The following is a 22,712-nucleotide window of genomic DNA, read 5'->3' as shown; positions in this document are numbered from 1 at the left end:
ACGCCGTGGCCGTGGCCGATCCCGACGGGGCAGCGCCCAGCGAAAGCCTCAAGCACATCCAGCAGGGCGTCCAGGACCCACCCGCCAGGGGTTGACGACCATCCGCCTCGTCGACGCCGTTCAGCTGGAGGTCCTGAAGACCGTCTTCGACACCGGCACCAACCCCCGCACGAGCGTTCCCGTGAGCTCGGGCGACGTGTCCGCCGCCTCGAACGACGGCACGCCAGACGTCCCGGTCAGCGAGGGCACGACGGCCGAGGATGACAGCCGCGGCGTGGGTGAGACGGTCGACGGCCACGCCGGGACCGGCTTGAGCGGCGCATCCCGTCGGAGTGAGACGGTCGGGACGCCTGTGCTCGTGCCGACGGAGCAGCGCACCCGCGCCCAGATCATGCTCGACACCCTCATCGCCGCGAGCACGTGCGCCCTGCGCACCCGAGCCCTCCCGGCCACCGGCGGAGCACCCACCCAGGTCATCGTCACCCTCGACGGCGCCGACCTGCTCGCCGCCCTCCGTGACCGGACCCGAGCCTCCGCTGAAGCGGGGAACGCCCCGAACGCCCCGAACGCTCCGAACGCCCCGAACGCTCCGAACGCCCCGAACGCCCCGAACGCTCCGAACGCTCCGAACGCTCCGAACGCTCCGAACGCTCCGAACGCCCCGAACGCTCGAGACAGGGCGCAGTCAGCCACACGCGATGTCGGAGAGCCGGATGAACGGTCCGACCCGCGCAGGCGATCCGGCCCCGCCGCACCCGCCCGGCCGCCGACCACGCACACCGACGCGTCCGCGCACGGCGAGCAGGATCTCGACGGCGTCGCCTGGCTCATCCACTCCGGTCCCGTATCCCTGCGTTCCGTGCGACGCCTGGCGTGCGACGCCGACCTCGTCCCCGTCGTTCTGGGCACCGACTCGCGCGTCCTCGACCTCGGCCGCACCCACCGTCTCGTCCCCGCCTGGATGCGCACCGCGCTGATCGCACGCGACGGCGGCTGCCTCTTCCCCGGCTGCACCATCCCCGCGACCTGGTGCGACGCCCACCACATCATCCCCTGGTACCTCGGCGGCACCACCAGCACCGACAATGCAGCTCTCCTCTGCCCCTACCACCACCACCTCATCCACACCGGCGACTGGGCCATCGTTTCGCCGCGACCCGGCGCGAGACCCACCATCACCCCCGGCCCCACCCTCACCTACCGCACCACCTGGACACCTACCACCCAGCACACCAACCACTACCACCGCTGCTGAGGGGTCTCGCCAAGCGGCGACGGTGTGCGGCGCCAGAGGATGACGAGCAGCGCCGTAGCGAACACCACGATGAGCAGGTCGTGGCGTTCGGCCGGATGACCACCAGTGCGTCGGCGACGCGGGCGATCCGTCCCGGAAGTTTCGGGCGGCCGTTCGGCGAACGGGGAGCAGCCTGCAGGATGGTGTCGGCGTCAGTGACTAGCGCGCTGCAGTTCCAGCGGCTGTGCTGCGCTGTGCCTCGGCGGCCGCCGGCCGCAGCCCCAGGTAGGCCGCACCGGCGGCCGTGAGCGGCACCAGCACGAGCACCAGCCACGGCAGCACCGCGATGGCGGCGACGATCACGCCGTAGACCACCGCGAGCCCGAGCGCGAGCACCTCGGCGCGCTGGATCGCGGGCAGCGTGAGGCGCCCCGCCTCGGCGCGGGCGAGGAGCCCGCGGTCGTCCTGCTCGTGCACCTCCCGGCCGAGGGCGAGGACGCGCACGAGCTCGCCGATCGACGCGGCCAGGAACCAGCCCGACGCGGCAGCGACGATCGCGGGGAGCAGGGTCGAGAGGGAGGCGTCGCCGTCGAGGACTGCGCGGCCCGTGCCGCGCGCGAGGGGCAGGGCGAGGACAAGCGCGGTGAGCGGCGCGAGCGCGGCGGCGATGACCTGACCGAGCGCGAGCTGCACCCGCACGCCGCGGCGCGTGAGCAGCGCGCCCAGCAGGAGGCCGCCCCACGCGGCAACGAGCCAGGCAACGCCCGCGGCGAGGAAGACGAGCGTCGTCGTGCCGATCGCGATGTCGTGGCGCTGCGCCAGGACGAGAGACGCGAGCAGCCCGAGCACCCCGAGCACGAGACGCGGCACGAGGCGGCGGCGGGCGAGGGCGATGTGCTCTGCCGCGCGGTCGCCCGGCGTGGCGGTCTCGCCGTGGCCCGCACCGGAGCAGTGCTCGCACGAGTGCTCGACGGCGGAGGGAGCCTGGGGTGCGGGAGTCGCCTGCTGTGCGCCTGGGACCGCATCCCTCTCGGCGGGCTGCGGTGCGGGCTCGGGAGTGGCGGTCACGGCGATCCAGTCTACGTGCGCACTCTCGCGCCGTTGATGGCGACGATTACGGAGCGCAGGGCTCCGCAAGCGTCGCCGTTGTCGGGGCAGTTGTCGTCGGCGATGTCGGGGCAGGATGGGCGGATGGTCCCCACACCCCGCGCCGTCGCGCCCGACCTCGTCGAGTGCGTCCTCGACCTGGCCGCCGAGGTCCCGCCCGGTCGGGTGACCACCTACGGCCGGCTCGCCGTCGAGGCCCGGCTGCGGTGCGGGCGGGGGAGCGCGCGCCAGGTCGGGCGGATCATGGCGCTGCACGGCGACCAGGTGCCGTGGTGGCGGGTCGTCACCGCGTCGGGCGCTCCGGCCGAGCGTGTCGCGACCCGCCAGCTCGAGCGGCTCCGGGCCGAGGGGGTCGCGCTGCGCGGCGCACGCGTCGACCTCGGTGCGGCGCTGCACGCGTTCGTGCTCGACGTCGTGCCGCACGACCACGAGGACGAGGAGGTCGACGATGCCTGAGGGTCACTCCATCCACCGCCTCGCCCGCGCGTTCCTCGACGGGTTCGGCGGCCAGCGGCTGCGGGTGACCTCGCCCCAGGGACGCTTCGCCGCGGGTGCCGCGCTCCTGGACGGCGGCCGGCTCGTGGCGACCGACGCCTGGGGCAAGAACCTGTTCCTCGGCGTCGAGCCCGAGCCGGCTCCCTTGCCGCGGGGCTCGGCGTCGTCAGGTGAGCCACACTGGCTGCACGTCCACCTCGGCCTCTACGGCGCCTGGACGTTCGCCGGCGACGATGCGTTCGCCGGACCTCACGCGATCGGTGCGCCGCGCGTGCGCGTCGCGGAGGAGGAGCGCCCGCTCCTCGGCGCCGACCCCGTCGAGCCGCCCGAGACCGCCGCCTCGGCCGCACGAGCCGGACAGTCCACCTCCGCACAGTCCACCTCCGGCGAGGCGCCCGACGGCGAACGCGAGCCGATGGCGGATCGCTCGCCCCCGCCGTCGGGCACGTTCGTCCCGCCGCCGCCCCGCGGCCAGGTACGCGCACGGATCGTGGGTGAGCACGGCGTCGCCGACCTCACCGGACCGACGCGGTGCGAGGTGATCACGACGCCGGAGAAGGTCGCCGTGGAGGCCGCGCTCGGCCCCGACCCGCTGCGACCCGACCCCGACGGCGCGGGTCGCGAGCGGTTCGTCGCCGCGGTGCGGCGCTCGCGGGCCGTGGTGGGCGCGCAGCTCATGGACCAGGGCGTGCTCGCAGGCGTCGGCAACATCTACCGCGCCGAGCTGCTCTACCGCGCACGGCTGCACCCGCTGCGGCCGGGCACCGGCATCGCGGCGCGCACGCTGCGCGCGTTGTGGGACGACGCCGTGGTGCTCATGGCCGACGGCGCTGCCACCGGCCGGATCGTCACGACGGATCCCGCCGACCGCGTCGTCCCCGAGGACGCCTGGTACGTCTACCACCGCGACGGGCGGCCGTGCCTGCGGTGCGGGCGGCGCGTGATGGTCGACGACCTCGCGACCCGGCGCGTGTACTGGTGCCCGGGGTGCCAGCGCCGGAGGTGAGCAGCTGTCTGGCCCGCGCCGACGCGCGGTGCCACGATGGCGGAAGACGCGTGACCTCGTCCGGATGCCGGAGACGGTCCCGTCGCACGACCCGCCCCGCACCGCCGCGCAGAGAGGCCGACCGATGACGCTGGAGATTCCCGAGGAGCCCCGCCGGACCGTCGCGTGGGTGACGTTGGAGGAGGTGCCGACCGCCGTCGTGCGGTACGAGGGCGCGACGATGGCAACCGTGGGGCAGGCGTTCGACGGCGCGTTCCCGGCCGTCATGCAGGCGCTCGAGCAGGCCGGGCTCACCTTCGACGTCCCGGCCCTCGCCGTCTATCACGGTGACCCGCAGGCGACGTTCGACCTCGAGGTGGGCTGCACGCTGCGCGAGCCGCTGCCCGAGGAGGTCACGGTGGGCGAGCTGGTGGTCCGACCCTCGCACCTGGCGGCAGGGGAGTACGCGACGCTGAGCCACCTCGGTTCCTACGACGGGCTCGGCGCGTCCTGGCAGACGCTGGTCGAGGACGTGCGCGGCGGAGGCGCCGAGACGGAGCCGCGCTGGCTCGAGGTCTACGTGTCCGACCCGACGAGCACCGCGCCGGAGGACCTGCGCACAGACCTGTTCGTGCAGGTCGTGGTGACCGACACGGTCTGACGCCGGCTCGTCGGCTCAGCCCTCGGCGAGGTCAGCGCCGAGGACGGCGCGAGTCGATGACCCCCGTGTTGAAGCCCGCGAGGTGCAGCCCGCCGTGGAAGCGCGCGTGCTCGATCTTGAGGCAGCGGTCCATCACGACCTCGAGCCCCGCCTCCTCGCCGCGCCGCGCGACGTCCTCGTGCCACGAGCCCAGCTGCAGCCACAGCGTCCTCGCGCCGACGGCGAGCGTCTCGTCCAGCACGCCCGGCAGGTCGTCGTGGCGACGGAAGACGTCGACGACGTCGGGTACCACCGGCAGGTCCGCGAGCGAGGCGTACACCGGCCGGCCGAGGATCTCCTTGGCGCGCGGGTTCACGAAGTACACGTCGTACGGCGAGCTCGACAGCAGGTAGGTCGCCACGAAGAACGACGCGCGCGACGGGTTGTCGCTCGCGCCCACGATCGCCACGCTGCGGGTGCGGCGCAGGATCGCGAGTCGTTCGGGCGCCGTCGGGCCCACCCAGGTGCGCTGCGCGGTCATCGCGTCACTCCCGTCGCGGCCTCGAGGGCCTGGTCGAGGTCCCACAGGATGTCCTCGGCGTCCTCGAGACCCACCGAGAGCCGCACGAGGTCGTCGGGGACGCCGGCCGCGGCGAGCTGCTCGGCCGAGAGCTGGCGGTGGGTGGTGGACCCGGGGTGGATGACGAGCGTGCGCGAGTCGCCCACGTTCGCCAGGTGGCTCGCGAGCCGCAGCTCGGAGATGAACCGCTCGCCGACCTCGCGGCCGGACCGGCCGTCCGGGGCGTCCGCGAGCCGGAACGAGAACACCGACCCCGGCCCCAGCGGTGTGAGCGCCGCGGCGCGCGGGTGGTGCGGGTGGCTGGGCAGCCCGGCCCACGCCACGGACGTCACGCGCGGATCCTCGTCCAGCCACGTCGCGACGGCGCGGGCGTTCGCCAGGTGCGCGTCCATCCGCTGCGGCAGCGTCTCCACGCCCTGCAGCAGCTGGAACGCCGACTGGGCCGAGAGCGCCGGTCCGATGTCCCGCAGCTGTTCCGAGCGCAGCTTGGTGAGGAACCCGTACTCCCCGAAGTTGCCCCACCACTGCACGCCGCCGTAGGAGGCGACCGGCTCGGTCATCGTGGGGAACTTGCCGTTGCCCCAGTCGAACGTGCCGCGGTCCACCACCACGCCGCCGAGCGTGGTGCCGTGGCCGCCGAGGAACTTCGTGGCCGAGTGGATGACGAGATCGGCGCCGTGCTCGAACGGCCGCACGAGGTAGGGCGTGGTGAGTGTGGAGTCCACGACGAGCGGGATGCCGGCCTCGTGCGCGACGGCGGCCAGACCCGCCAGGTCCGCGACCTCGCCCGAGGGGTTGGCCACCACCTCGGTGTAGAGCACCTTCGTCTCGGGCCGGATCGCCGCGGCGTAGTCGGCCGGGTCGGTGCCGGGCACGAACGTCGTGTCGACGCCGAACCGGCGCAGCGTCACGTCGAGCTGCGTCACGGTCCCGCCGTACAGCTGCGCGGAGGCGACGACGTGGTCCCCGGCGCCGGCGAGGGCTGCGAAGGTGAGAAACTCCGCGGCCATGCCGCTCGCCGTCGCGACCGCGCCGATGCCGCCCTCGAGCGAGGCGATCCGCTCCTCGAACGCGGCGACCGTCGGGTTGCCGATGCGGCTGTAGATGTTGCCGTACTTCTGCAGCGCGAAGAGGTTCGCGGCGTCGGTGGTCGAGTCGAACACGAACGACGTCGTCTGGTAGATCGGCACGGCCCTCGCGCCGGTGGTGGCGTCGGGGATGCCACCCGCGTGCAACGCCCGGGTGCGGAACCCGAACCGGCGCTCGCTGGGTCGACCCGTCGAGCGCTCGGCTGCTCCCTCGGGGGACGGGTTCTCCTGGACGGCGGTCATCGGGCTCCCTGGTCGGCGAGGTCGGGCTGGCGGTCGGGCTGGCGGTCGGGCTGGCAGTTGGCACGGGCACCCGGGTCGACGGGCGCGCGGCCCGGCCCGGCGTCCCGCGGGGCGGCGGTGGCACGGTACGCGACAGCGGCCCCGATGCGCTCGACCGCCCACGGGTTCTGCAGCGAGGTCGTGTCGCCGAGCCGCTCGCCGTCGTGCAGCTGTGCGAGCAGGCGGCGCAGGATCTTGCCCGAGCGGGTCTTGGGCACCTCGGGCACGAGCACCACGTGACGCGGCTTGGCCACCGGGCCGATCGTCCGGGCGACCTGCTCGCGCAGCGCCCCGGCCACGTCGTCGGCGGCCGCGTGCCACGCGGCGAGGTCCGCCCCGTCGGCCGGCGCGGAGACCGGCACGACGAACGCCGCGATGGCCTGACCGGTGACGGGGTCGAGCACCCCCGCCACGCCCGCCTCGGCCACGAGCGGGTGCGCGACGAGCGCCGACTCGACCTCGATCGTGGACAGCCGGTGGCCCGAGACGTTCACGACGTCGTCGAGTCGCCCGAGCAGCCAGAGGTCGCCGTCGGCGTCGATGACGGCGCCGTCGCCCGCCTTGAAGTAGCCGCCCCACTCGCCCGCGCCCGCGAACTCGCGCCAGTAGGAGTCGAGGTAGCGCTGCGGGTCGCCCCACACCGTGCGCGCCATGCCGGGCCAGGGCCGGGTGACCACGAGCGTGCCGCCGGTGCCGCGCGGGAGCGAGGCGCCGCCGTCGTCCACCACGTCGATCGCGATGCCGGGCAGCGCGCGCGTGGCCGAGCCGGGCTTGAGCGTCGTGGCGCCGGGCAGCGGCGCGACCATCGCGGCGCCGGTCTCCGACTGCCACCAGGTGTCCACGATCGGCAGCTCGCCCCGGCCGAACGTGCGGCGGAACCACAGCCACGTCTCGGGGTTGATCGACTCCCCGACGGTGCCGAGCAGGCGCAGGCTCGAGACGTCGTGCCCGGCCGGGAGCTCCTCGCCCCACCACGCGTGCAGCGAGCGCAGGAGCGTGGGCGCCGTGTAGTACACGGTGACGCCGTACCGCTCGATGATCTCGAGGTGGCGCTCGCGGTGCGGCGTGTCGGGCGTGCCCTCGTAGATCACCTGCGTGAGGCCGCCCAGCAGCGGGCCGTAGATCTCGTAGGTGTGCGCCGTGACCCACGCGAGGTCGGCGGTGCACCAGTGCACGTCGTCCTCGCGCGCGTCGAAGTGCGCCCAGTGCGCCCACCCCGCGTGCGTGAGGTAGCCGCCGGTCGTGTGCACGAGACCCTTGGGCTTGCCCGTGGTGCCGGACGTGTAGATGACGAACAGCGGGTGCTCGGCGTCGAACGGCTGCGCCTCGTGGACGTCGGGGACATCGGCGGTGGCCTCGTGCAGCCAGACGTCGCGGCCCGGCGTCCACGGCACGTCGGGGGTGGCCTCGCCCGTGCGGCGCACGACCAGCACGTGCTCCACGTGGTCGAGCCCCGCCACGGCCTCGTCGGCGGAGTGCTTGACGGGCACGGCGCGGCCGCGGCGGAACTGCCCGTCGGACGTGACGAGCACCTTCGCGCGGGTGTCCTGCACGCGGAAGCGCACGGCCTCGGCCGAGAAGCCGCCGAACACGAGCGAGTGCACCGCGCCGAGGCGCGCGACGGCGAGCGTCACGACGATCGTCTCCACGATCACCGGGAGGTAGATCACCACCCGGTCGCCGGGTTCGACGCCGAGCGCCGTCAGCGCGTGCGCTGTGCGCGCGACCTCGCGCTGCAGGTCCGCGTACGTCAGCGTGCGCCGGTCACCGGGCTCGCCCTCCCAGTGCAGTGCGACCTTGTCCCTGCGCCCGGCCGCGACGTGGCGGTCGACGCAGTTCACCGCGGCGTTGAGCCGACCCCCGACGAACCAGGCCGCGCTCGGCGGGGCGAGCTCGCCGTCGGGCCCGGGCTGCGGGGGCGTCCAGTCCAGGACGCGCTCCCAGGGCGTGGCCCAGTCCAGCCGCTCGGCGGCCTGCGCCCAGAAGGCCAGCGGGTCGGCCTCCGCTCGCGCGTAGGCCTCCGCGGTGACGTTCGCGGTCGCCGCGAGGCCCGACGGCGGAGCGAACGTCGCGGAGTCGGCCGCCACGCTCGCGGGGGCCAGGGCGTTGATGCGGGTCGTGGTCACTGCGCCTTCTGTCGGGTGGGGATCGTTCAGCTGCGGATCGGGGTGGGCTCGGGTGCGGCGTGCTCGGACCGGGCGGGGCTCATGTCCAGCGGCGCAGCACGCGCCGCTCCAGCAGGCCGATGAGGGCGTCCGTGAGCTTGCCCATCAGCGCGAGCATGACGATCGCGAGGATCATCCGGTCGACGCGGCCGTTGTTGCCGGAGTCCACGAGCAGGAAGCCCAGGCCCATCGAGGAGGCGATCAGTTCGGCGGCCACGAGGAACAGCCAGGACTGCGCGAGCGCGAGGCGCAGCCCGGAGACCACGCTGGGCAGCACGGCCGGCAGCTGCACGCCGGTGAGAAGGCTGACGCCTCGCAGGCCGTAGACCCGGCCGGCCTCGACGAGGTGCGGGTCGACGTGCCGCAGCGCGGCCGACACCGTCGTGTAGACCGGGAAGAACGCGCCGATTGCGATGAGCGTGATCTTGGACTCCTCGCCGATCTTGAGCCACAGGATGAGCAGCGGCACCCAGGCGAGCGACGGCACGGCGCGGATCGCGCCGAGCGTGGTGGACAGCAGGACGTCGCCCAGCCGGGAGAGTCCGACGACGGCCCCGACGACGAGCCCGAGCGCCGAGCCGATCGCGAACCCCAGCAGCACGCGCTGCGTGGAGATCGCGGTGTAGAGGTAGAGGTCGCCGTTCGAGGCGAGATCCACCGCGGCCGCCCAGACGCTCGCGGGAGTGGGCAGCTTGTACGCCAGCACCAGGCCGGTGGTGGTGACGAGCTGCCAGCCGAGCAGCAGCAGCGCCGGCAGCAGCAGTCCCCCGACGACGGCGGCCCCGCGCCGGTCCAGGAGGGACCGGCGCGGGGTGCTCGCCGTCGTCGCCGCGCGCTGCGAACGGGTGCTCGCTGCCGTCTGCTGGTCGGACACCGTCGTCATTCGGTGATGGTGCTCGGGTCGGCCTTCTCGGCGAACGTCGGGTCGATGAGGGCGTCGAGCGCGTCGTCGACAGCGTCCTGGGTCGCGACGTCGCCGTTGCTCACGAGGATCGGGGCGACGATCGTCAGGACGTCGAGCTGCGCCTGGCCGGGCACCTGGGACACCTCGAGGTTGGTCCGCTCGGTGATCACCGTGCTGGCGACGGCCGGGTCGATCTGGGCGGCCTCGGCGAGGAGGTTCACGAGCTCGTCGGGATTCTCCGCGGCCCACTCCTGCGCCTTGGCGTAGGCGTCGACGACGATCTGGGCGAGGTCGGGGCTCGCGTCCAGGAAGTCCTGGGTCGCGTTGAGGAACCCGTAGGTGTTGAAGTCGATGTTGCGGTAGATGAGGGTGCTGCCCGCGGTCTCCTCGCTCGCCGCCATGAGCGGGTCGAGCCCCGACCACGCGTCCACCGAGCCGTTCTCCAGCGCCGCCTTGCCGTCGGCGTGCTGGAGGTTCTGGATCGTGATGTCGTCGGCCGTCAGCCCGGCCGTCTCCAGCGCCTGGAGCAGGAAGAAGTACGGGTCGGTGCCCTTGGTGACGGCGACGCTCTCGCCCTTGAGGTCCGCCACGCTCGTGATGTCCGAGCCGGCGGGGACCACGAGGGCGGACCACTCGGGCTGGCTGTAGATCGCGATCGTGTGGATGGGGCTGCCGTTGGCGCGGGCGAGCAGCGCGGCCGAGCCGGCCGTCGAGCCGACGTCGATCGCGCCGGCGCGCAGCGCCTCGTTCGCCTTGTTCGAGCCGGCCGACTGCACCCACTCCACGGTCACGGCGTCGCCGAGGGTGTCCTCGAGGTAGTGGTTCTCCTTCACCACGAGGCTGAGCGGGTTGTACGTGGCCCAGTCGATGCTCAGGGTGTCGGCCGACCACTCGGTCGCGGCGCCGTCGGCCGCGTCGGTGGCCGCGTCCGTCGCGGCGTCCGACGTGGCGCCGTCAGCGACGTCGGTCGCAGCGTTGTCGGCCTGGTCGGAGCCCTCGCCGGCGACGCAGCCGGTGAGCAGGAGCGCGGCGCCGGCGACCAGGGCGAGGCCGCGCAGGGCGAGGCGGGGCGAGGTCATGGGATGTCCTTCGGTCGGGGGGTCTGTGTGGTGCTGGATCTGGGTGGTGCGGGTCTGAGTCGTTCTGGTGGTGGTGCGGGGGCCGGGTCGTTCTGGGCTGGGCCGACCCGGCGATGCGGGTGGCCGCGGCTAGATCGCGGGGTAGGGCTCGCTTGCCCCCGACACGTGGTGGGTCACGACGCCGAGCCCCTCGAGCAGCTCGACGCGCAACTCCGCGAGGCGTGCGTCGGCGCGGTCGCGCGGACGCGCGCCCGGCACGTCGAGGACGCGCACGACCGAGGGGGCGACGTCGGAGACGGGGGAGTGCTCGCCGTCGGACACCGTGCGCAGGGCGACCACGCGGTCGGCGAGGTAGAGGGCCTCCTCGACGTCGTGCGTGACGAGCAGAACGGTGGTAGGGCGCGCGGCGTGCACGCGCAGGAGCTCCTCCTGCATGCGCAGCCGGGTCAGGGCGTCGAGGGCGCCGAACGGCTCGTCCAGGAGCAGGACCCCGGGGCGGCGGGCGAGGGCGCGCGCGAGCGACACGCGCTGGGCCATGCCGCCGGAGATTTGCCGGGGACGCAGGTCGGCCGAGGCGGTGAGGCCCACGAGCTCGAGCAGCTCGGCGACGCGGGTGGCGCGCTCGCTGCGCGGGGTGCCGCGGGGCAGGCCGAGCGCGACGTTCTGCGCGACCGTGCGCCACGGCAGCAGCCGCGGCTCCTGGAAGCCGATCGCGGTGCGGGTGTCGGTGCCCGTGACGATCTGGTCGCCGATCCGCAACGTGCCGGCGGACGGGGTGTCGAGGCCGCCGAGGAGGCGCAGCAGCGTGGACTTGCCGCAGCCCGACGGGCCGATGACGGCCACGATCTCGCCCGGCTCGACCGTGAGGTCGACCTGGTCCAGGACGATCCGCTCCGCGGGGACCGTGCCGCCGGTGGTGCCGCGTCGGACGCTGCGAGAGGCTCGGTCGGCGCGTCCGCCGCGTGAGGCGGGGACGGGGAAGGCCCGGCGGACGCCCGTGATCGTGACGGGCAGCGCGGTGGCGGCGGACATCTCCGGCATCCTCGGGGATCGGCGGGCGGGGCGTGCCTACCGTGCCGAGCGGGGGTACCGGCCACAAACCGACCCTTGCGCGTCTCACTCCTCGGACCCGCGGTCCACGAGGTGGCGCGGCACGGACGCGGCCACGAGTCGGCGGTCCGGCTGGGGTAGCGGCGCTCTCGCCGAGCTGCGACGCGCCGCGCGCAGTCGGTCCGGCTGTGTCGCGCGTTCCCGCCGATCCGCGCCGCGCCGCGCGCTACGTTGCGAGGATGGGTCTCCGGATGCGTGTGGCCGGCCTCGTCGTCACCGTCGGGACGGCCGCGCTCTGTGTGTCGTGCTCCTCGCCGTCGGGCTCGGTCATCGCGTCGCCGGCGCCCGACGCGGAGCCCGCCCAGGTGGTCCAGGCGCTCGTCGACGCGGTGAACGCCGGGGACGCGGAGCTCGTGCGGAACCTCAGCGAGGACGGGTCGTCGCAGCTGGACTGGTGGGTCGAGCACGGGGCCACGATGCGGGACGCGCGGATCGGCGCCGTGTACGAGGATCCGGAGAGCCAGGCCGATGCGTCCGGGCCCGAGATCGTGGGTGTGGTCGTCGACTTCGTGCCGTGGGGAGTCGACGCCTCGATGCAGGAGGGCGTCGAGACCAGCTGGGCCTTCCAGCTCGTCAGGCAGGGCGGTCGCTGGCTGTTCCACGGCGCCGGGGTGGGGTAGCCGCCGGCCTAGATGTAGATCGCGGGGTCGAGGTAGAGCGAGGCGTCGACCTCCTCGGTCGTGCGCGTCACCTGGCGCACCGTGGCGGGCACGCCGACGGCGACGGCGCCGGCCGGCACGTCGTGCACCACGACCGCGTTGGCCCCGATCCGGGCGTCCTCGCCGATCGTGACCGGGCCGAGCACCTTCGCGCCGGCGCCCACGACCACGCGGTCCCCGAGCGTGGGGTGGCGCTTGCCGTGCGACGAGGTCCGCCCCCCGAGCGTGACCCCGTGGTAGAGCATGACGTCGGCGCCGACCTCGGCCGTCTCGCCGATCACCACGCCCATGCCGTGGTCGATGAAGAGCCGCGGGCCGATGGTGGCGCCGGGGTGGATCTCGATGCCGGTGAGGAACCGGCCGAACTGGGACAGGGCGCGCGCGGCGGGACGCAGCACCACCGACGCGGTCCAGAGCCGGTGCGAGAGCCGGTGCAGCCATACCGCGTGCAGCCCCGAGTAGACGAGCGCGACCTCGAGGTCGCTGCGGGCGGCCGGGTCGTTGCGCCGGGCCGCGGCGATGTCCTCGCGCACGGCGTCGAGGGCGCGAGGGCGGGCTGCGGCGGTCATGACGCTCCGATCGGGAGAGGGCTGGGTTCGGCGGCGGGGGAGCGGACGCGCGCCCGCCGCCGGACGTGCCCGACGGCGTGGCGAGCCTCCCGGAGGAGGCGCGCCACGCCGTCGGGCACGGTCTTCGTGGTGCTGACGAACGAGGCGTCAGTCGAGCAGGTCGGCGTACAGGATGGTGGAGAGGTAGCGCTCACCGAACGACGGCACGATGACGACGATCGTCTTGCCGGCGTTCTCCGGGCGGTTGGCGAGCTGCAGCGCGGCCTCGATCGCGGCGCCGGAGGAGATGCCGACGAGCAGGCCCTCCTCGGCGGCGGCGCGGCGGGCGACCTCCACGGCCTTCTCGGCGTTGACGTCGATGACCTCGTCGTAGATCGAGGTGTCGAGGATCTCGGGCACGAAGTTCGCGCCGATGCCCTGGATCTTGTGCGGGCCGGGCGCGCCGCCGTTGAGGATCGGGGACTCCGCCGGCTCGACCGCGACGATCGTGATCTCCGGCTTGCGCTCCTTGAGCACCTGGCCGACGCCCGTGATCGTGCCGCCGGTGCCGATGCCCGCGACGAAGATGTCGACCTCGCCGTCGGTGTCGGCCCAGATCTCCTCGGCCGTGGTGCGGCGGTGGATCGCCGGGTTCGCTTCGTTCGCGAACTGGCGCGCGAGGATCGCACCGGGGCGCTCCGCGGCGACCTGGTCGGCGCGGTTCACGGCGCCCTTCATGCCCTCGGAGGCCGGGGTGAGGATGAGCTCGGCGCCGAACGCGCGCAGCAGTGCGCGCCGCTCCTTGGACATCGACTCCGGCATCGTGAGGACGACGTCGTAGCCGCGCGCCGCGCCGACCATCGCCAGCGCGATGCCCGTGTTGCCCGAGGTGGCCTCGACGATCGTGCCGCCCGGTTTGAGGTCGCCGCTCGCCTCGGCCGCGTCGACGATCGAGACGCCGATGCGGTCCTTGACGGAGTTGGCGGGGTTGTAGAACTCGAGCTTCGCCAGCACGGTGGCGCCGGCGCCCTCGGTGAGGCGGTTGAGCCGGACCAGCGGGGTGTTGCCGATGAGCTGTGTGACGTCCTCGTAGATGCGTGCCATGGGTGTCGGTCCTTTCCGATGGTGCGAGGTCTGGGTCCTGCTTGGGGCCTGCTTGGTTCCTGCTTGGGTCCTGTTCAGGTCGTGCGCGGGGTCGACCTGCGGCGACCTCGTCCGGCTGGCCGCGACTCCCCGCGCCGCGTTGTTGCCCTGACAACTATAACGGCGGGGACCGTTCGGCTACGGCTGAACTTATCGCTCGACGACGAGCGTTGCGCGGGGCCTCACCCGTACTCGGTCGACGTCCCCGGTGGAGGTTCTCGATGGACGGTCTCTGTGGCCGGTCTGTGTGGGCGGTCACCGTGGCCGGTCTTGTCCGACCTCTGCGGGCAATGCCCTGGAGCACGGGCCGTCGGGGCCGATAGCCTCCGAGATGCCACCTCGGAGGTCCCATGGCAGATGCGGACACGGACGTCGCGGACTGTACCGTGCCCGCCGTCGTGCTCCGGGTCGTTCCGAGCCTCGCACTCGAGGTCGACTCCCGACCCCTCGCGATCCCGAGCCGCGTGCGGCGCCTGCTCGCCCTCCTCGCGGTGCACGACGGCGCCGCAGCGCGCCACGCGCTCGCGGGTGCGCTCTGGCCGGACTCACCGCTCGGCCGCGCGACGTCCAACCTGTCCTCGACGCTCTGGCTGGTGCCCGAGCGGACGCACGTCATCGCGCTGGAGGCGCACCGCGTCGCACTCGCACCGCGCGTCGGGCTCGACCTGCGCGAGCTGCGCCTGCTCGCCCGCCGCATCCTCGATGGGCACGCCGACCTCACCGACCTCCTGGCCGCCGCCGAGCGCTTGTCCCTCGACATCGCCGAGGACGAGGACGAGCCGTGGCTCGACCCGCACCGAGACTCCTACCGCCAGCTGCGCCTGCACGCCCTCGAGGCCGCGTCCGCCGCGTTGTCCGACGCGGGCCGGCACTGGCAGGCGGTCCAGGCCGCGCAGGTGGCGCTGGCCGGCGACGCGTTGCGCGAGTCGGCGCACGCCGCCCTGATGGCCGCGCACCTGGCGGAGGGCAATCGGGCGGAGGCGCTGCGGCAGTTCGAGCGCTGCGCGGCGCTTCTCGAGACGGAGCTGAGGATCTCGCCGGGGCCGGGGGTCTGGGCGCTGCGAGCCCTGGCGCTCGACGGGCCCGACCCCCCACAGGACCGGTTGCCATGAGGTGGCAGTGAGGCCGCAGTGACCGTCCGGTGACGATGCCGTGAACCCGCACTCGCCACGCTGTGCGCGGCAGGGGCGCCACTCACAGGTCGGGGGATCGAATGCGTCGTTCACTTGCTGCTGTCGCCGCGATCGGAGGACTGCTCGCGCTCGCGCCCGCGGTCCCGGCGGCCGCGGAGCCCACACCCACCACCGTCGCGACCGGGCTCGCGGCGCCCCTCTCGTTCGGCGTCGATCTCGACCGGACGATCTACGTCGCCCAGGTGTCGTTCGACCCGTCGACTCCGTCGGTGTTGACGAGGATCAAGCCCTCCGGGGCGCGGACCGACCTCGCGACCGTGAGCGGCGAGCTCGGCGCCGTCAGCGTGCTCGCCGGCTACGTGACCTACGCCGAGACCACCGTGAGCGAGGCCGGCTCCTCGACGCTCATGAAAAGACTCTCCCCGTGGGGCAGCACGACCACGGTGGCCGACCTCGGTGCGGCCGAGGCGAGGCTCAACCCCGATGGCGGACAGCTTTACGGCTTCGTGAACGACCCGCTCGACGAGGCGTGCGCGGCCGAGTTCGAGGAGACGGTGGGCGCTCCGGCCGTCCACTCGGGGGAGGTCTTCTCGCACCCGTACGGCAGCGTGGCGCTGCCCGGGCTCGTGACGGTGGTGGCGGACGCCGGGGCCAACACGGTCTGGCGCATCGTCGGCGGGAAGGTGAAGCCCCTCTGGGTGCTGCCGCCCTCGCCGCACGTGGTCACGGCAGAGATCGCCGCGGCGCTCGGCGCGCCGGACTGCGTGGTGGGGAAGGAGTTCCTGGCCGAGGGCGTGCCCACCGACATCGAGCTCGGCGGCGACGGGATGCTCTACGTCACCTCCCTCCCCGGCGCGCCGGGGGAGTCCATCCCGGGTGCCGCGACGGTCTACAAGGTGAACCCGATCTCGGGACGTGCGTCGGTGGCGGTCTCGGGGCTGTTCTCCGCGTCCGGTCTGGCTATCGGGCGCGACGGCACCGGGTACGTCGCGGAGATCTTCCCGGGGACCGTCTCCTCAGCACGCAGCGGTGCGGCGCCGTCGCCGTTCCTCACCGGACTCGACTCGCCCGCGGCCGTCGAGTACCAGCGCGGCACGCTGTACGTGAGCACGGGGGCATTCGGGCCGTCCGGCGCGATCGTGTCGGTGCCCGTGCCCTGACGCACGTCGAGGCACGACGGCGAGCTCACCTCGCGAGGTGAGCTCGCCGTCGTGCGTCGACGGACAGCGGTGCTTCTAGGCCTGGTCGCGAACGCATGACGGCGGGCTCCCCACCCGAGGGGAGCCCGCCGTCGTTCGTGTGGAGCGGATGACGGGAATCGAACCCGCACCATCTGCTTGGAAGGCAGAGGCTCTACCATTGAGCTACATCCGCGAGAGGCTGCCCAGGGCTTGTCTGGGCTGACCAGCGCTTGCCTCGCCGACGTCGAGTGTAGCCGCTCCCCGTCCTCCGCCCGCTGCGGCGGCGCACCCACCAGCCACCTAGAATCGCCTCGGCGCACCGGGTGTGCGCTCCGGGATGTGGCGCAGCTTGGTAGCGCATCCGCTTTGGGAGCGGAGGGTCGCAGGTTCAAATCCTGTCATCCCGACACACGTGAGGCCCGCCGGCGCCAGCCGTGCGGGCCTTCGGTGTCGGGGGACGAGATGCCGGGAGCCGCTGTGGGCGGCGAAAAACGAGCCTCGCGCAGCGGTGGTTCCTGTCATCCCGACACACGTGAGGCCCGCCGGCGCCAGCCGTGCGGGCCTTCGCTTGCTGAAGAGGGCGGCGCCGCCCGCGCTCCCGGTGCGCAGCTGCGGACGCCTGGTGCACAGCTGCGGACGACAGTCTCTGGCGCCCGGCGTGTTGCGCCGGACACGCCGGGGCGAAGGGCGGGGACGCCGCCGGTGGTCCGCAGCTGTGCCCGGTCATCCGCAGTTGCGCACGCCTCGGTCGCTCCGGCAGACCCTGCCCCACCGGCCCCGCCCCGCTCGCTCCGGCAGACCTGCCCACCGGCAGACCCTGCCCCACCGGCCCCGCCCGCCGCGCACCCCCCGAATCGGCCGAGGGCGGCGCGCGAGTACCATGGACGCCAGTGTGCGGCGCAACGCCCGCGCCCCCAACGGTCGGCCCCGCCCCGCTCCCGCGTGCCGAGGGCCGATGTGCCATGACCGCACCGGTCATCCGTTCGACCAGAGAGAGTCACCGTGAAGAGTGCCGTCGAGACCCTCGAGCCCACGCGCGTCAAGCTGACCGTGGAGGTCTCCTACGAGGAGCTGACCCCCAGCATCGACCACGCGTACCAGCACATCGCCAAGGACGTCTCGATCCCCGGCTTCCGCAAGGGCAAGGTGCCCCCGCGCATCATCGACCAGCGCATCGGTTTCGGCGCGGTGCTCGAGCACGCGGTCAACGACGCGCTGCCGGGCTTCTACCGCGACGCCGTTCGCGAGTCCGGCGTGAGCCCGCTCGGTCAGCCCGACGTGGAGGTCACGGCTGTCCCCGTGGACAAGGCGGGCGACCTCACTTTTACGGCCGAGGTCGACGTGCGCCCCGAGTTCGAGCTGCCGGAGCTCTCCTCCCTCACCCTCGAGGTCGACCCGGTCGACGTCGACGACGACGAGATCGAGGAGCGCCTCGAGGTGCTGCGCCAGCGGTTCGCGACCCTCCAGGGCGTGGAGCGCGCGGCCGCCGACACCGACTTCGTGGTCCTCGACCTCACCGCCGTGATCGACGGCGAGGAGGTCGACACGGTCTCCGGCATCTCCTACCAGATCGGCTCGGGCAACATGCTCGAGGGTCTGGACGAGGCCGTCACCGGCCTCGCCGCGGGCGAGACCGCCACCTTCACCGCGCCGCTCGCCGGTGGCGACCGCGCGGGCGAGGAGGCCGAGGTCACCGTCACGGTCACCGGCGTCAAGGAGCAGGAGCTGCCCGACGTCGACGACGAGTTCGCCCAGCTGGCCTCCGAGTTCGACACGCTCGAGGAGCTCCGCGCGGACCTGCGCGCCCAGGCGTCCACCGGCAAGGTGAACGGCCAGGCCGTCCAGGCCCGCGACAAGCTGCTCGACGCGCTGCTCGAGGCCGTCGACTTCCCGGTCCCGGCCGCCGTCGTCGAGGCCGAGGTGGTCCGCCACCTCGAGAGCGAGGACCGCCTCGAGGACGACGAGCACCGCGCCGAGGTCCAGGTCGAGGCGACCGACGCCCTGCGCCGTCAGCTGCTGCTCGACGCGCTCGCCGAGAGCCTCTCCGTGCAGGTCTCCCAGAACGAGCTCCTCGACTTCCTGGTTCGTACGGCGCAGCAGTACCGCGTCGACCCGAACGAGTTCGTCCAGAACGCCGACCGGACGGGTCAGATCCCCGTGTTCGTCGGCGAGATCGCGCGCAACAAGTCGCTCGCCCTCGCGCTGCGCAAGGTGACCGTCGTGGACGCCGACGGGCTCGCCGTCGACCTCACGCCGTTCATCGGGGCCGACGAGGACGACGCCGAGGCGGGCGCCGACGTCGAGCTCGACGTGGCTGACGAGGGTGTCGAGGTCGTCGAGGTGGCCACGCCCGCCGAGGCCGACCTGGCCGACGAGCTCGCCTCCGTCGAGGCGACCGAGGCTCCGGCCGCTGCCGACGCTGCCGACGCTGCCGACGCTGACGACGCGCCCGCCAAGCCGGCGCGCGCCCGCAAGACGCCCGCCAAGAAGGCCGCGAAGGCTGACGAGGAGGCGACGACCGACGCCAAGGCCGACGACGCGAAGGCCGGGGACGAGGCGCCCGCCAAGCCGGCCCGCACCCGCAAGGCGCCCGCCAAGAAGAGGGCCGACGCCGCCGAGTGACATCCGCGGTGCGCGAAGCACCCCAGCGCGAAGGGCCGTCCCGGTAGGGGCGGCCCTTCGCCGTCGTCGGGGCGTCCCGAAGGACGGCGAGGACGAGAACACGCACGACGGCGAGCACCGGTTCGCGCGAGAGTGCGCCGTCAGCGAAACGGCACGTTCGCGGGCATGGGAGCCCGATCCCGGAACGTTAGGGTCGATGAACACGCGCTGCCGCCGCGGGCGGTGGCGCCGAGGAGAGAACGGGAGTGCCACGTGAGCGACATGCCGCAGGCGAACTCGGACCCGAAGGGGTTCGGACTGGGTGACCACGTCTACAACCGGCTCCTGAAGGAGCGCATCATCTGGCTCGGGTCGGAGGTGCGGGACGAGAACGCCAACGCGATCTGCGCGCAGATGCTCCTCCTGGCAGCCGAGGACCCGGACAAGGACATCTGGCTCTACATCAACTCGCCCGGCGGCTCGGTGACCGCGGGCATGGCGATCTACGACACGATGCAGTTCGTGCAGCCGGACGTGGCGACCGTCGCGATGGGGATGGCGGCCTCGATGGGCCAGTTCCTGCTCGCCTCGGGGGCGAAGGGCAAGCGCTACGCGACCCCCCACGCCCGCGTCATGATGCACCAGCCCTCGGGCGGCATCGGTGGGACGGCCACGGACATCCGCATCAACGCCGAGCTGATCCTGCACATGAAGCGCGTCATGGCCGAGCTGACCGCTCAGCAGACGGGCAACACGGTGGAGCAGATCAACGCCGACGCCGACCGGGACCGGTGGTTCACGGCGCAGGAGGCCCTGGAGTACGGCTTCATCGACCACGTCGTGTCGCACGCTGCCGCGGTCCGCGGCGGCGGCGGGACGACCGACTGAACGGCAAGGAGAACCACGTGAACCTCATCGAGTCCCGCGCGTTCGGGCACTCGGCCGGCGCGCCGTCGGCCCGGTACGTCCTGCCACAGTTCGAGGAGCGCACCGCCTACGGCTTCAAGCGCCAGGACCCCTACACGAAGCTGTTCGAGGACCGCATCATCTTCCTCGGCGTGCAGGTGGACGACGCCTCGGCCGACGACGTGATGGCGCAGCTCCTGGTCCTGGAGAGCCAGGACCCCGACGGCCTCATCACGATGTACATCAACTCGCCCGGCGGCTCCTTCACGGCGCTCACGGCGATCTACGACACGATGCAGTACATCTCCCCCCAGGTGCAGACGGTCTGCCTCGGCCAGGCGGCGTCCGCTGCGGCCGTGCTGCTCGCCGCCGGCACGCCGGGCAAGCGCCTCGCGCTGCCCAACGCTCGCGTCCTCATCCACCAGCCGGCGATGTCGGGCGGCGGGTACGGGCAGGCGTCGGACATCGAGATCCAGGCGAACGAGATCCTGCGCATGCGGGAGTGGCTCGAGGAGACGCTGGCCGAGCACACCGGCAAGCCGGTGGAGGAGATCCGTCGCGACATCGAGCGCGACAAGATCCTCACGGCCGCGCAGGCACTGGAGTACGGCCTCGTGGACCAGGTCCTCGAGAGCCGCAAGAAGGCGCAGCTGCCCGCTCGCTGAGCGCACGCGCTCAGGCCGTGCTCAGGCCGTGCTCAGCGCACGGCGGGGTGAGGGTTGGACCGTCGGGGGCGGCGGGGTGGGCGACACGCCTGCCCCGCCGCTTCGCACGTGACAGGCCCTGCCCGCTTAAGGTGGAGTGGCCCGGTGCGAGCCGGCAGAACATCGGACGACGGCGGTGCGGACCGCCCTGGAGGGGAGGAGTAGGCATGGCCCACCCCACCGACGGGACCGAGCTGCTCAAGTGCTCGTTCTGCGGCAAGAGCCAGAAGCAGGTCAAGCGGCTCATCGCCGGTCACGGCGTGTACATCTGCACCGAGTGCATCGAGCTGTGCAACGAGATCGTGGAGGAGGAGCTCGCCGAGAGCGAGAGCGCCCCCACCGTGCTGACCGCGCTGCCCACCCCGCGCGACATCTTCGCCCACCTCGAGCAGTACATCGTCGGCCAGGAGCGCGCGAAGAAGTCGCTCTCGGTGGCGGTCTACAACCACTACAAGCGCGTCCAGGCCGCCCAGGGTCCGGCCCGGCTGCACGACGACGGCATCGAGATCGCCAAGTCCAACGTGCTGCTCATCGGCCCGACCGGCACGGGCAAGACCTACCTCGCGCAGACCCTCGCGCGCATGCTCGACGTGCCGTTCGCGATCGCCGACGCCACGGCCCTCACCGAGGCGGGCTACGTCGGTGAGGACGTGGAGAACATCCTCCTCAAGCTCATCCAGGCCGCGGACTTCGACACCAAGAAGGCCGAGACCGGGATCATCTACATCGACGAGATCGACAAGATCGCGCGCAAGGCCGAGAACCCCTCCATCACCCGTGACGTCTCCGGGGAGGGCGTGCAGCAGGCGCTGCTCAAGATCATCGAGGGCACCGTCGCCTCGGTGCCGCCGCAGGGCGGGCGCAAGCATCCGCACCAGGAGTTCCTCCAGATCGACACCGCGAACGTGCTGTTCATCGTCGCGGGCGCGTTCGCCGGCCTCGAGGACATCATCGCCTCGCGCACGCACCGCCGCGGCGTGGGCTTCAACGCCCCGCTGAACGAGCGGGACAAGGAGGACCTGTTCGCCAAGGTCCGGCCCGAGGACCTGCACAAGTTCGGCCTCATCCCGGAGTTCATCGGGCGTCTCCCGGTCGTCGCGACGGTGAGCAAGCTCGACCAGGAGGCCCTCGCCGGCATCCTCACCGAGCCCAAGAACGCGCTCGTGCGGCAGTACCAGCGGATGTTCGAGCTGGACGGCGTGGAGCTCGAGCTCACCGACGAGGCGATCGGCGCGATCGCGGACCAGGCTCTCGCCCGCGGGACCGGTGCGCGCGGGCTGCGCGCCATCCTCGAGGAGGTGCTCATGCCGGTCATGTTCGACGTGCCCGGGCGTGAGGACGTCGAGCGCGTCGTCGTGACGCGGGAGTGCGTCGTGGACCGGCTGGACCCGACGCTCGTGCTGCGCTCGCCGTTGACCTCCGCGCGTTCGCGCGCCACGCGCGAGAAGAAGCCCGCGTGAGCGAGGCGCTCCAGCGCCACGACGGTACGCACGACGGCGTCGCGTCCGTCGCGGCGGCGACGTCGCCTTCCGCGTCGGGATCCCCGGCTGCCGCGGCCGCCTCGCCAGTGCCGCCCGAGCTCGCCCGGCTGCGCCACTCGATCGACAACATCGACTCCGCGCTCGTGCACCTCATGGCCGAGCGCTTCCGCGCGACGCAGCAGGTCGGCGTGCTCAAGGCTGAGCTGGAGCTACCCGCCTCCGACCCCGCTCGCGAGGCCGAGCAGGTCGCCCGGCTGCGGGCGCTGGCAGAGGAGTCCGGACTCGACCCGGTGTTCGCGGAGAAGTTCTTCGCGTTCATCGTGGCCGAGGTGATCCGGCACCACGAGGCCATCGCCGCCCAGGGCTGAGCCGCGCAGGACTGCGGTCCCGGCCTGAGCCCACCCTCGACTTTGCCTCACGTACGAGCGGATGTGGCGTCGGTGAGGTGACCGCCGTCGAGGTGCAGCACGCGGGCGGCGCGCGCTGCCACCGACGGGTCGTGTGTGACCACGAGCAGGGCGGCACCGCGGCGGCGGCACTCATCGAACAGCAGGTCCGCTGACGCGTCACGCAGGTCGGCGTCGAGCGCTCCGGTGGGCTCGTCGGCGAGGACGATCTGCGGTGAGTTGACCAGAGCACGCGCGAGCGCGGTGCGCTGGACCTCGCCGCCGGAGAGGTCACGCGCCG

The 22,712-nt window shown here is 73.0% G+C and carries 22 protein-coding genes and 2 tRNA genes; 13 read left to right on the top strand and 11 right to left on the bottom strand.

Annotation, left to right across the window (positions count from 1 at the left end; translation table 11 throughout):
- The first annotated feature begins 91 nt into the window (after positions 1-91).
- Positions 92-1,255, top strand: coding sequence for an HNH endonuclease signature motif containing protein (locus tag FH969_RS15295; protein ID WP_234417540.1), 1,164 nt, complete (start codon positions 92-94; stop codon positions 1,253-1,255).
- Positions 1,256-1,453: 198 nt separating this feature from the next.
- Here FH969_RS15295 and FH969_RS11970 read toward each other — a convergent pair whose 3' ends face one another.
- Entirely contained in the window at positions 1,454-2,302 is an 849-nt protein-coding gene (locus tag FH969_RS11970; RefSeq protein WP_108719558.1) for a hypothetical protein, read from the bottom strand.
- Positions 2,303-2,425: 123 nt separating this feature from the next.
- Between FH969_RS11970 and FH969_RS11965 the strand changes: the two genes are divergently transcribed.
- The 3 genes from FH969_RS11965 to FH969_RS11955 all read left to right on the top strand — a co-directional run bounded on the left by FH969_RS11965 (position 2,426) and on the right by FH969_RS11955 (position 4,482).
- Complete coding sequence (locus FH969_RS11965; protein WP_108719559.1) at positions 2,426-2,797, top strand: MGMT family protein; 372 nt, start codon at positions 2,426-2,428, stop codon at positions 2,795-2,797.
- On the top strand, positions 2,790-3,842 hold the full coding sequence (locus tag FH969_RS11960; protein WP_108719560.1) for an Fpg/Nei family DNA glycosylase: 1,053 nt from the start codon (positions 2,790-2,792) through the stop codon (positions 3,840-3,842). The genes FH969_RS11965 and FH969_RS11960 overlap by 8 nt, the downstream gene beginning before the upstream one ends.
- 124 nt (positions 3,843-3,966) lie before the next feature.
- Positions 3,967-4,482, top strand: a complete 516-nt coding sequence (locus tag FH969_RS11955) for a GyrI-like domain-containing protein (RefSeq protein ID WP_159096579.1) — start codon at positions 3,967-3,969, stop codon at positions 4,480-4,482.
- Positions 4,483-4,513: 31 nt separating this feature from the next.
- On the opposite strand, the gene FH969_RS11950 is transcribed toward FH969_RS11955, so the two are convergent.
- The 6 genes from FH969_RS11950 to FH969_RS11925 form a co-directional block, all read right to left on the bottom strand.
- The gene (locus tag FH969_RS11950; RefSeq protein ID WP_139987388.1) at positions 4,514-5,002 is read right to left on the bottom strand and encodes a CoA-binding protein; all 489 of its coding nucleotides are present in this window, start codon (positions 5,000-5,002) and stop codon (positions 4,514-4,516) included.
- Complete coding sequence (locus FH969_RS11945; protein WP_139987387.1) at positions 4,999-6,372, bottom strand: O-acetylhomoserine aminocarboxypropyltransferase/cysteine synthase family protein; 1,374 nt, start codon at positions 6,370-6,372, stop codon at positions 4,999-5,001. The genes FH969_RS11950 and FH969_RS11945 overlap by 4 nt, the downstream gene beginning before the upstream one ends.
- Positions 6,369-8,537, bottom strand: a complete 2,169-nt coding sequence (acs, locus tag FH969_RS11940; protein WP_425462463.1) for an acetate--CoA ligase — start codon at positions 8,535-8,537, stop codon at positions 6,369-6,371. Before acs ends, FH969_RS11945 begins: the two co-directional genes overlap by 4 nt.
- A 79-nt stretch (positions 8,538-8,616) precedes the next feature.
- Positions 8,617-9,459, bottom strand: coding sequence for an ABC transporter permease (locus FH969_RS11935; RefSeq protein ID WP_139987386.1), 843 nt, complete (start codon positions 9,457-9,459; stop codon positions 8,617-8,619).
- Positions 9,456-10,559, bottom strand: a complete 1,104-nt coding sequence (locus FH969_RS11930) for an aliphatic sulfonate ABC transporter substrate-binding protein (RefSeq protein WP_139987385.1) — start codon at positions 10,557-10,559, stop codon at positions 9,456-9,458. The genes FH969_RS11935 and FH969_RS11930 overlap by 4 nt, the downstream gene beginning before the upstream one ends.
- Before the next feature lie 129 nt (positions 10,560-10,688).
- Entirely contained in the window at positions 10,689-11,591 is a 903-nt protein-coding gene (locus FH969_RS11925; protein ID WP_108719566.1) for an ABC transporter ATP-binding protein, read from the bottom strand.
- 257 nt (positions 11,592-11,848) lie between these two features.
- Between FH969_RS11925 and FH969_RS11920 the strand changes: the two genes are divergently transcribed.
- Positions 11,849-12,289, top strand: a complete 441-nt coding sequence (locus FH969_RS11920; protein WP_139987384.1) for a hypothetical protein — start codon at positions 11,849-11,851, stop codon at positions 12,287-12,289.
- Positions 12,290-12,297: 8 nt separating this feature from the next.
- On the opposite strand, the gene epsC is transcribed toward FH969_RS11920, so the two are convergent.
- Positions 12,298-12,897, bottom strand: a complete 600-nt coding sequence (epsC, locus tag FH969_RS11915; RefSeq protein ID WP_139987383.1) for a serine O-acetyltransferase EpsC — start codon at positions 12,895-12,897, stop codon at positions 12,298-12,300.
- Between the two features lie 147 nt (positions 12,898-13,044).
- Positions 13,045-13,980 carry a cysteine synthase A gene (gene cysK / locus FH969_RS11910; protein ID WP_108719569.1) on the bottom strand — a complete coding sequence of 312 codons (936 nt, stop codon included), beginning with the start codon at positions 13,978-13,980 and terminating at the stop codon, positions 13,045-13,047.
- 389 nt (positions 13,981-14,369) lie between these two features.
- On the opposite strand from cysK, the gene FH969_RS11905 reads away from it, so the two are divergent.
- Positions 14,370-15,131, top strand: a complete 762-nt coding sequence (locus FH969_RS11905; RefSeq protein WP_108719570.1) for an AfsR/SARP family transcriptional regulator — start codon at positions 14,370-14,372, stop codon at positions 15,129-15,131.
- Positions 15,132-15,232: 101 nt separating this feature from the next.
- Positions 15,233-16,312, top strand: a complete 1,080-nt coding sequence (locus FH969_RS11900; RefSeq protein ID WP_139987382.1) for a ScyD/ScyE family protein — start codon at positions 15,233-15,235, stop codon at positions 16,310-16,312.
- A gap of 140 nt (positions 16,313-16,452) precedes the next feature.
- Here FH969_RS11900 and FH969_RS11895 read toward each other — a convergent pair.
- Positions 16,453-16,526, bottom strand: a tRNA-Gly gene (locus FH969_RS11895).
- Positions 16,527-16,666: 140 nt separating this feature from the next.
- Here FH969_RS11895 and FH969_RS11890 point away from each other — a divergent pair.
- From FH969_RS11890 to FH969_RS11865, 6 genes are all read left to right on the top strand, one after another.
- Positions 16,667-16,740, top strand: a tRNA-Pro gene (locus FH969_RS11890).
- Positions 16,741-17,335: 595 nt separating this feature from the next.
- The gene (gene tig / locus FH969_RS11885; protein ID WP_139987381.1) at positions 17,336-18,955 is read left to right on the top strand and encodes a trigger factor; all 1,620 of its coding nucleotides are present in this window, start codon (positions 17,336-17,338) and stop codon (positions 18,953-18,955) included.
- A gap of 261 nt (positions 18,956-19,216) precedes the next feature.
- Positions 19,217-19,822: an ATP-dependent Clp protease proteolytic subunit gene (locus FH969_RS11880; protein ID WP_108720252.1), complete on the top strand. Its 606-nt coding sequence runs from the start codon at positions 19,217-19,219 to the stop codon at positions 19,820-19,822.
- Between the two features lie 17 nt (positions 19,823-19,839).
- Positions 19,840-20,505: an ATP-dependent Clp protease proteolytic subunit gene (locus FH969_RS11875; RefSeq protein WP_281285377.1), complete on the top strand. Its 666-nt coding sequence runs from the start codon at positions 19,840-19,842 to the stop codon at positions 20,503-20,505.
- 206 nt (positions 20,506-20,711) lie between these two features.
- A complete protein-coding gene (gene clpX / locus FH969_RS11870) occupies positions 20,712-22,004 on the top strand; it encodes an ATP-dependent Clp protease ATP-binding subunit ClpX (protein ID WP_139987380.1) in 1,293 nt (430 codons plus the stop codon).
- A 107-nt stretch (positions 22,005-22,111) separates the two neighbouring features.
- Positions 22,112-22,393: a chorismate mutase gene (locus FH969_RS11865; RefSeq protein WP_139987389.1), complete on the top strand. Its 282-nt coding sequence runs from the start codon at positions 22,112-22,114 to the stop codon at positions 22,391-22,393.
- Positions 22,394-22,440: 47 nt separating this feature from the next.
- Here FH969_RS11865 and FH969_RS15990 read toward each other — a convergent pair.
- A partial coding sequence (locus tag FH969_RS15990) for an ATP-binding cassette domain-containing protein (protein ID WP_139987379.1) occupies positions 22,441-22,712 on the bottom strand: 272 nt, incomplete at its 5' end.

Origin of the sequence: Miniimonas arenae, assembly GCF_006351005.1 — a bacterium.
Taxonomy (GTDB): Bacteria; Actinomycetota; Actinomycetes; order Actinomycetales; family Beutenbergiaceae; genus Miniimonas; species Miniimonas arenae.
This window is presented reverse-complemented; position numbering and strand designations above follow the sequence as displayed.

Excerpts from the sequence above, each read along its gene's own strand:
- FH969_RS11965 (WP_108719559.1), top strand. The coding sequence starts at position 2,426 with ATGGTCCCCACACCCCGCGCCGTCGCGCCCGACCTCGTCGAGTGCGTC.
- FH969_RS11960 (WP_108719560.1), top strand. The coding sequence starts at position 2,790 with ATGCCTGAGGGTCACTCCATCCACCGCCTCGCCCGCGCGTTCCTCGAC.
- FH969_RS11955 (WP_159096579.1), top strand. The coding sequence starts at position 3,967 with ATGACGCTGGAGATTCCCGAGGAGCCCCGCCGGACCGTCGCGTGGGTG.
- FH969_RS11950 (WP_139987388.1), bottom strand. The coding sequence starts at position 5,002 with ATGACCGCGCAGCGCACCTGGGTGGGCCCGACGGCGCCCGAACGACTC.
- FH969_RS11945 (WP_139987387.1), bottom strand. The coding sequence starts at position 6,372 with ATGACCGCCGTCCAGGAGAACCCGTCCCCCGAGGGAGCAGCCGAGCGC.
- FH969_RS11935 (WP_139987386.1), bottom strand. The coding sequence starts at position 9,459 with ATGACGACGGTGTCCGACCAGCAGACGGCAGCGAGCACCCGTTCGCAG.
- FH969_RS11930 (WP_139987385.1), bottom strand. The coding sequence starts at position 10,559 with ATGACCTCGCCCCGCCTCGCCCTGCGCGGCCTCGCCCTGGTCGCCGGC.
- FH969_RS11925 (WP_108719566.1), bottom strand. The coding sequence starts at position 11,591 with ATGTCCGCCGCCACCGCGCTGCCCGTCACGATCACGGGCGTCCGCCGG.
- FH969_RS11920 (WP_139987384.1), top strand. The coding sequence starts at position 11,849 with ATGGGTCTCCGGATGCGTGTGGCCGGCCTCGTCGTCACCGTCGGGACG.
- epsC (WP_139987383.1), bottom strand. The coding sequence starts at position 12,897 with ATGACCGCCGCAGCCCGCCCTCGCGCCCTCGACGCCGTGCGCGAGGAC.
- cysK (WP_108719569.1), bottom strand. The coding sequence starts at position 13,980 with ATGGCACGCATCTACGAGGACGTCACACAGCTCATCGGCAACACCCCG.
- FH969_RS11905 (WP_108719570.1), top strand. The coding sequence starts at position 14,370 with ATGGCAGATGCGGACACGGACGTCGCGGACTGTACCGTGCCCGCCGTC.
- FH969_RS11900 (WP_139987382.1), top strand. The coding sequence starts at position 15,233 with ATGCGTCGTTCACTTGCTGCTGTCGCCGCGATCGGAGGACTGCTCGCG.
- FH969_RS11880 (WP_108720252.1), top strand. The coding sequence starts at position 19,217 with ATGCCGCAGGCGAACTCGGACCCGAAGGGGTTCGGACTGGGTGACCAC.
- clpX (WP_139987380.1), top strand. The coding sequence starts at position 20,712 with ATGGCCCACCCCACCGACGGGACCGAGCTGCTCAAGTGCTCGTTCTGC.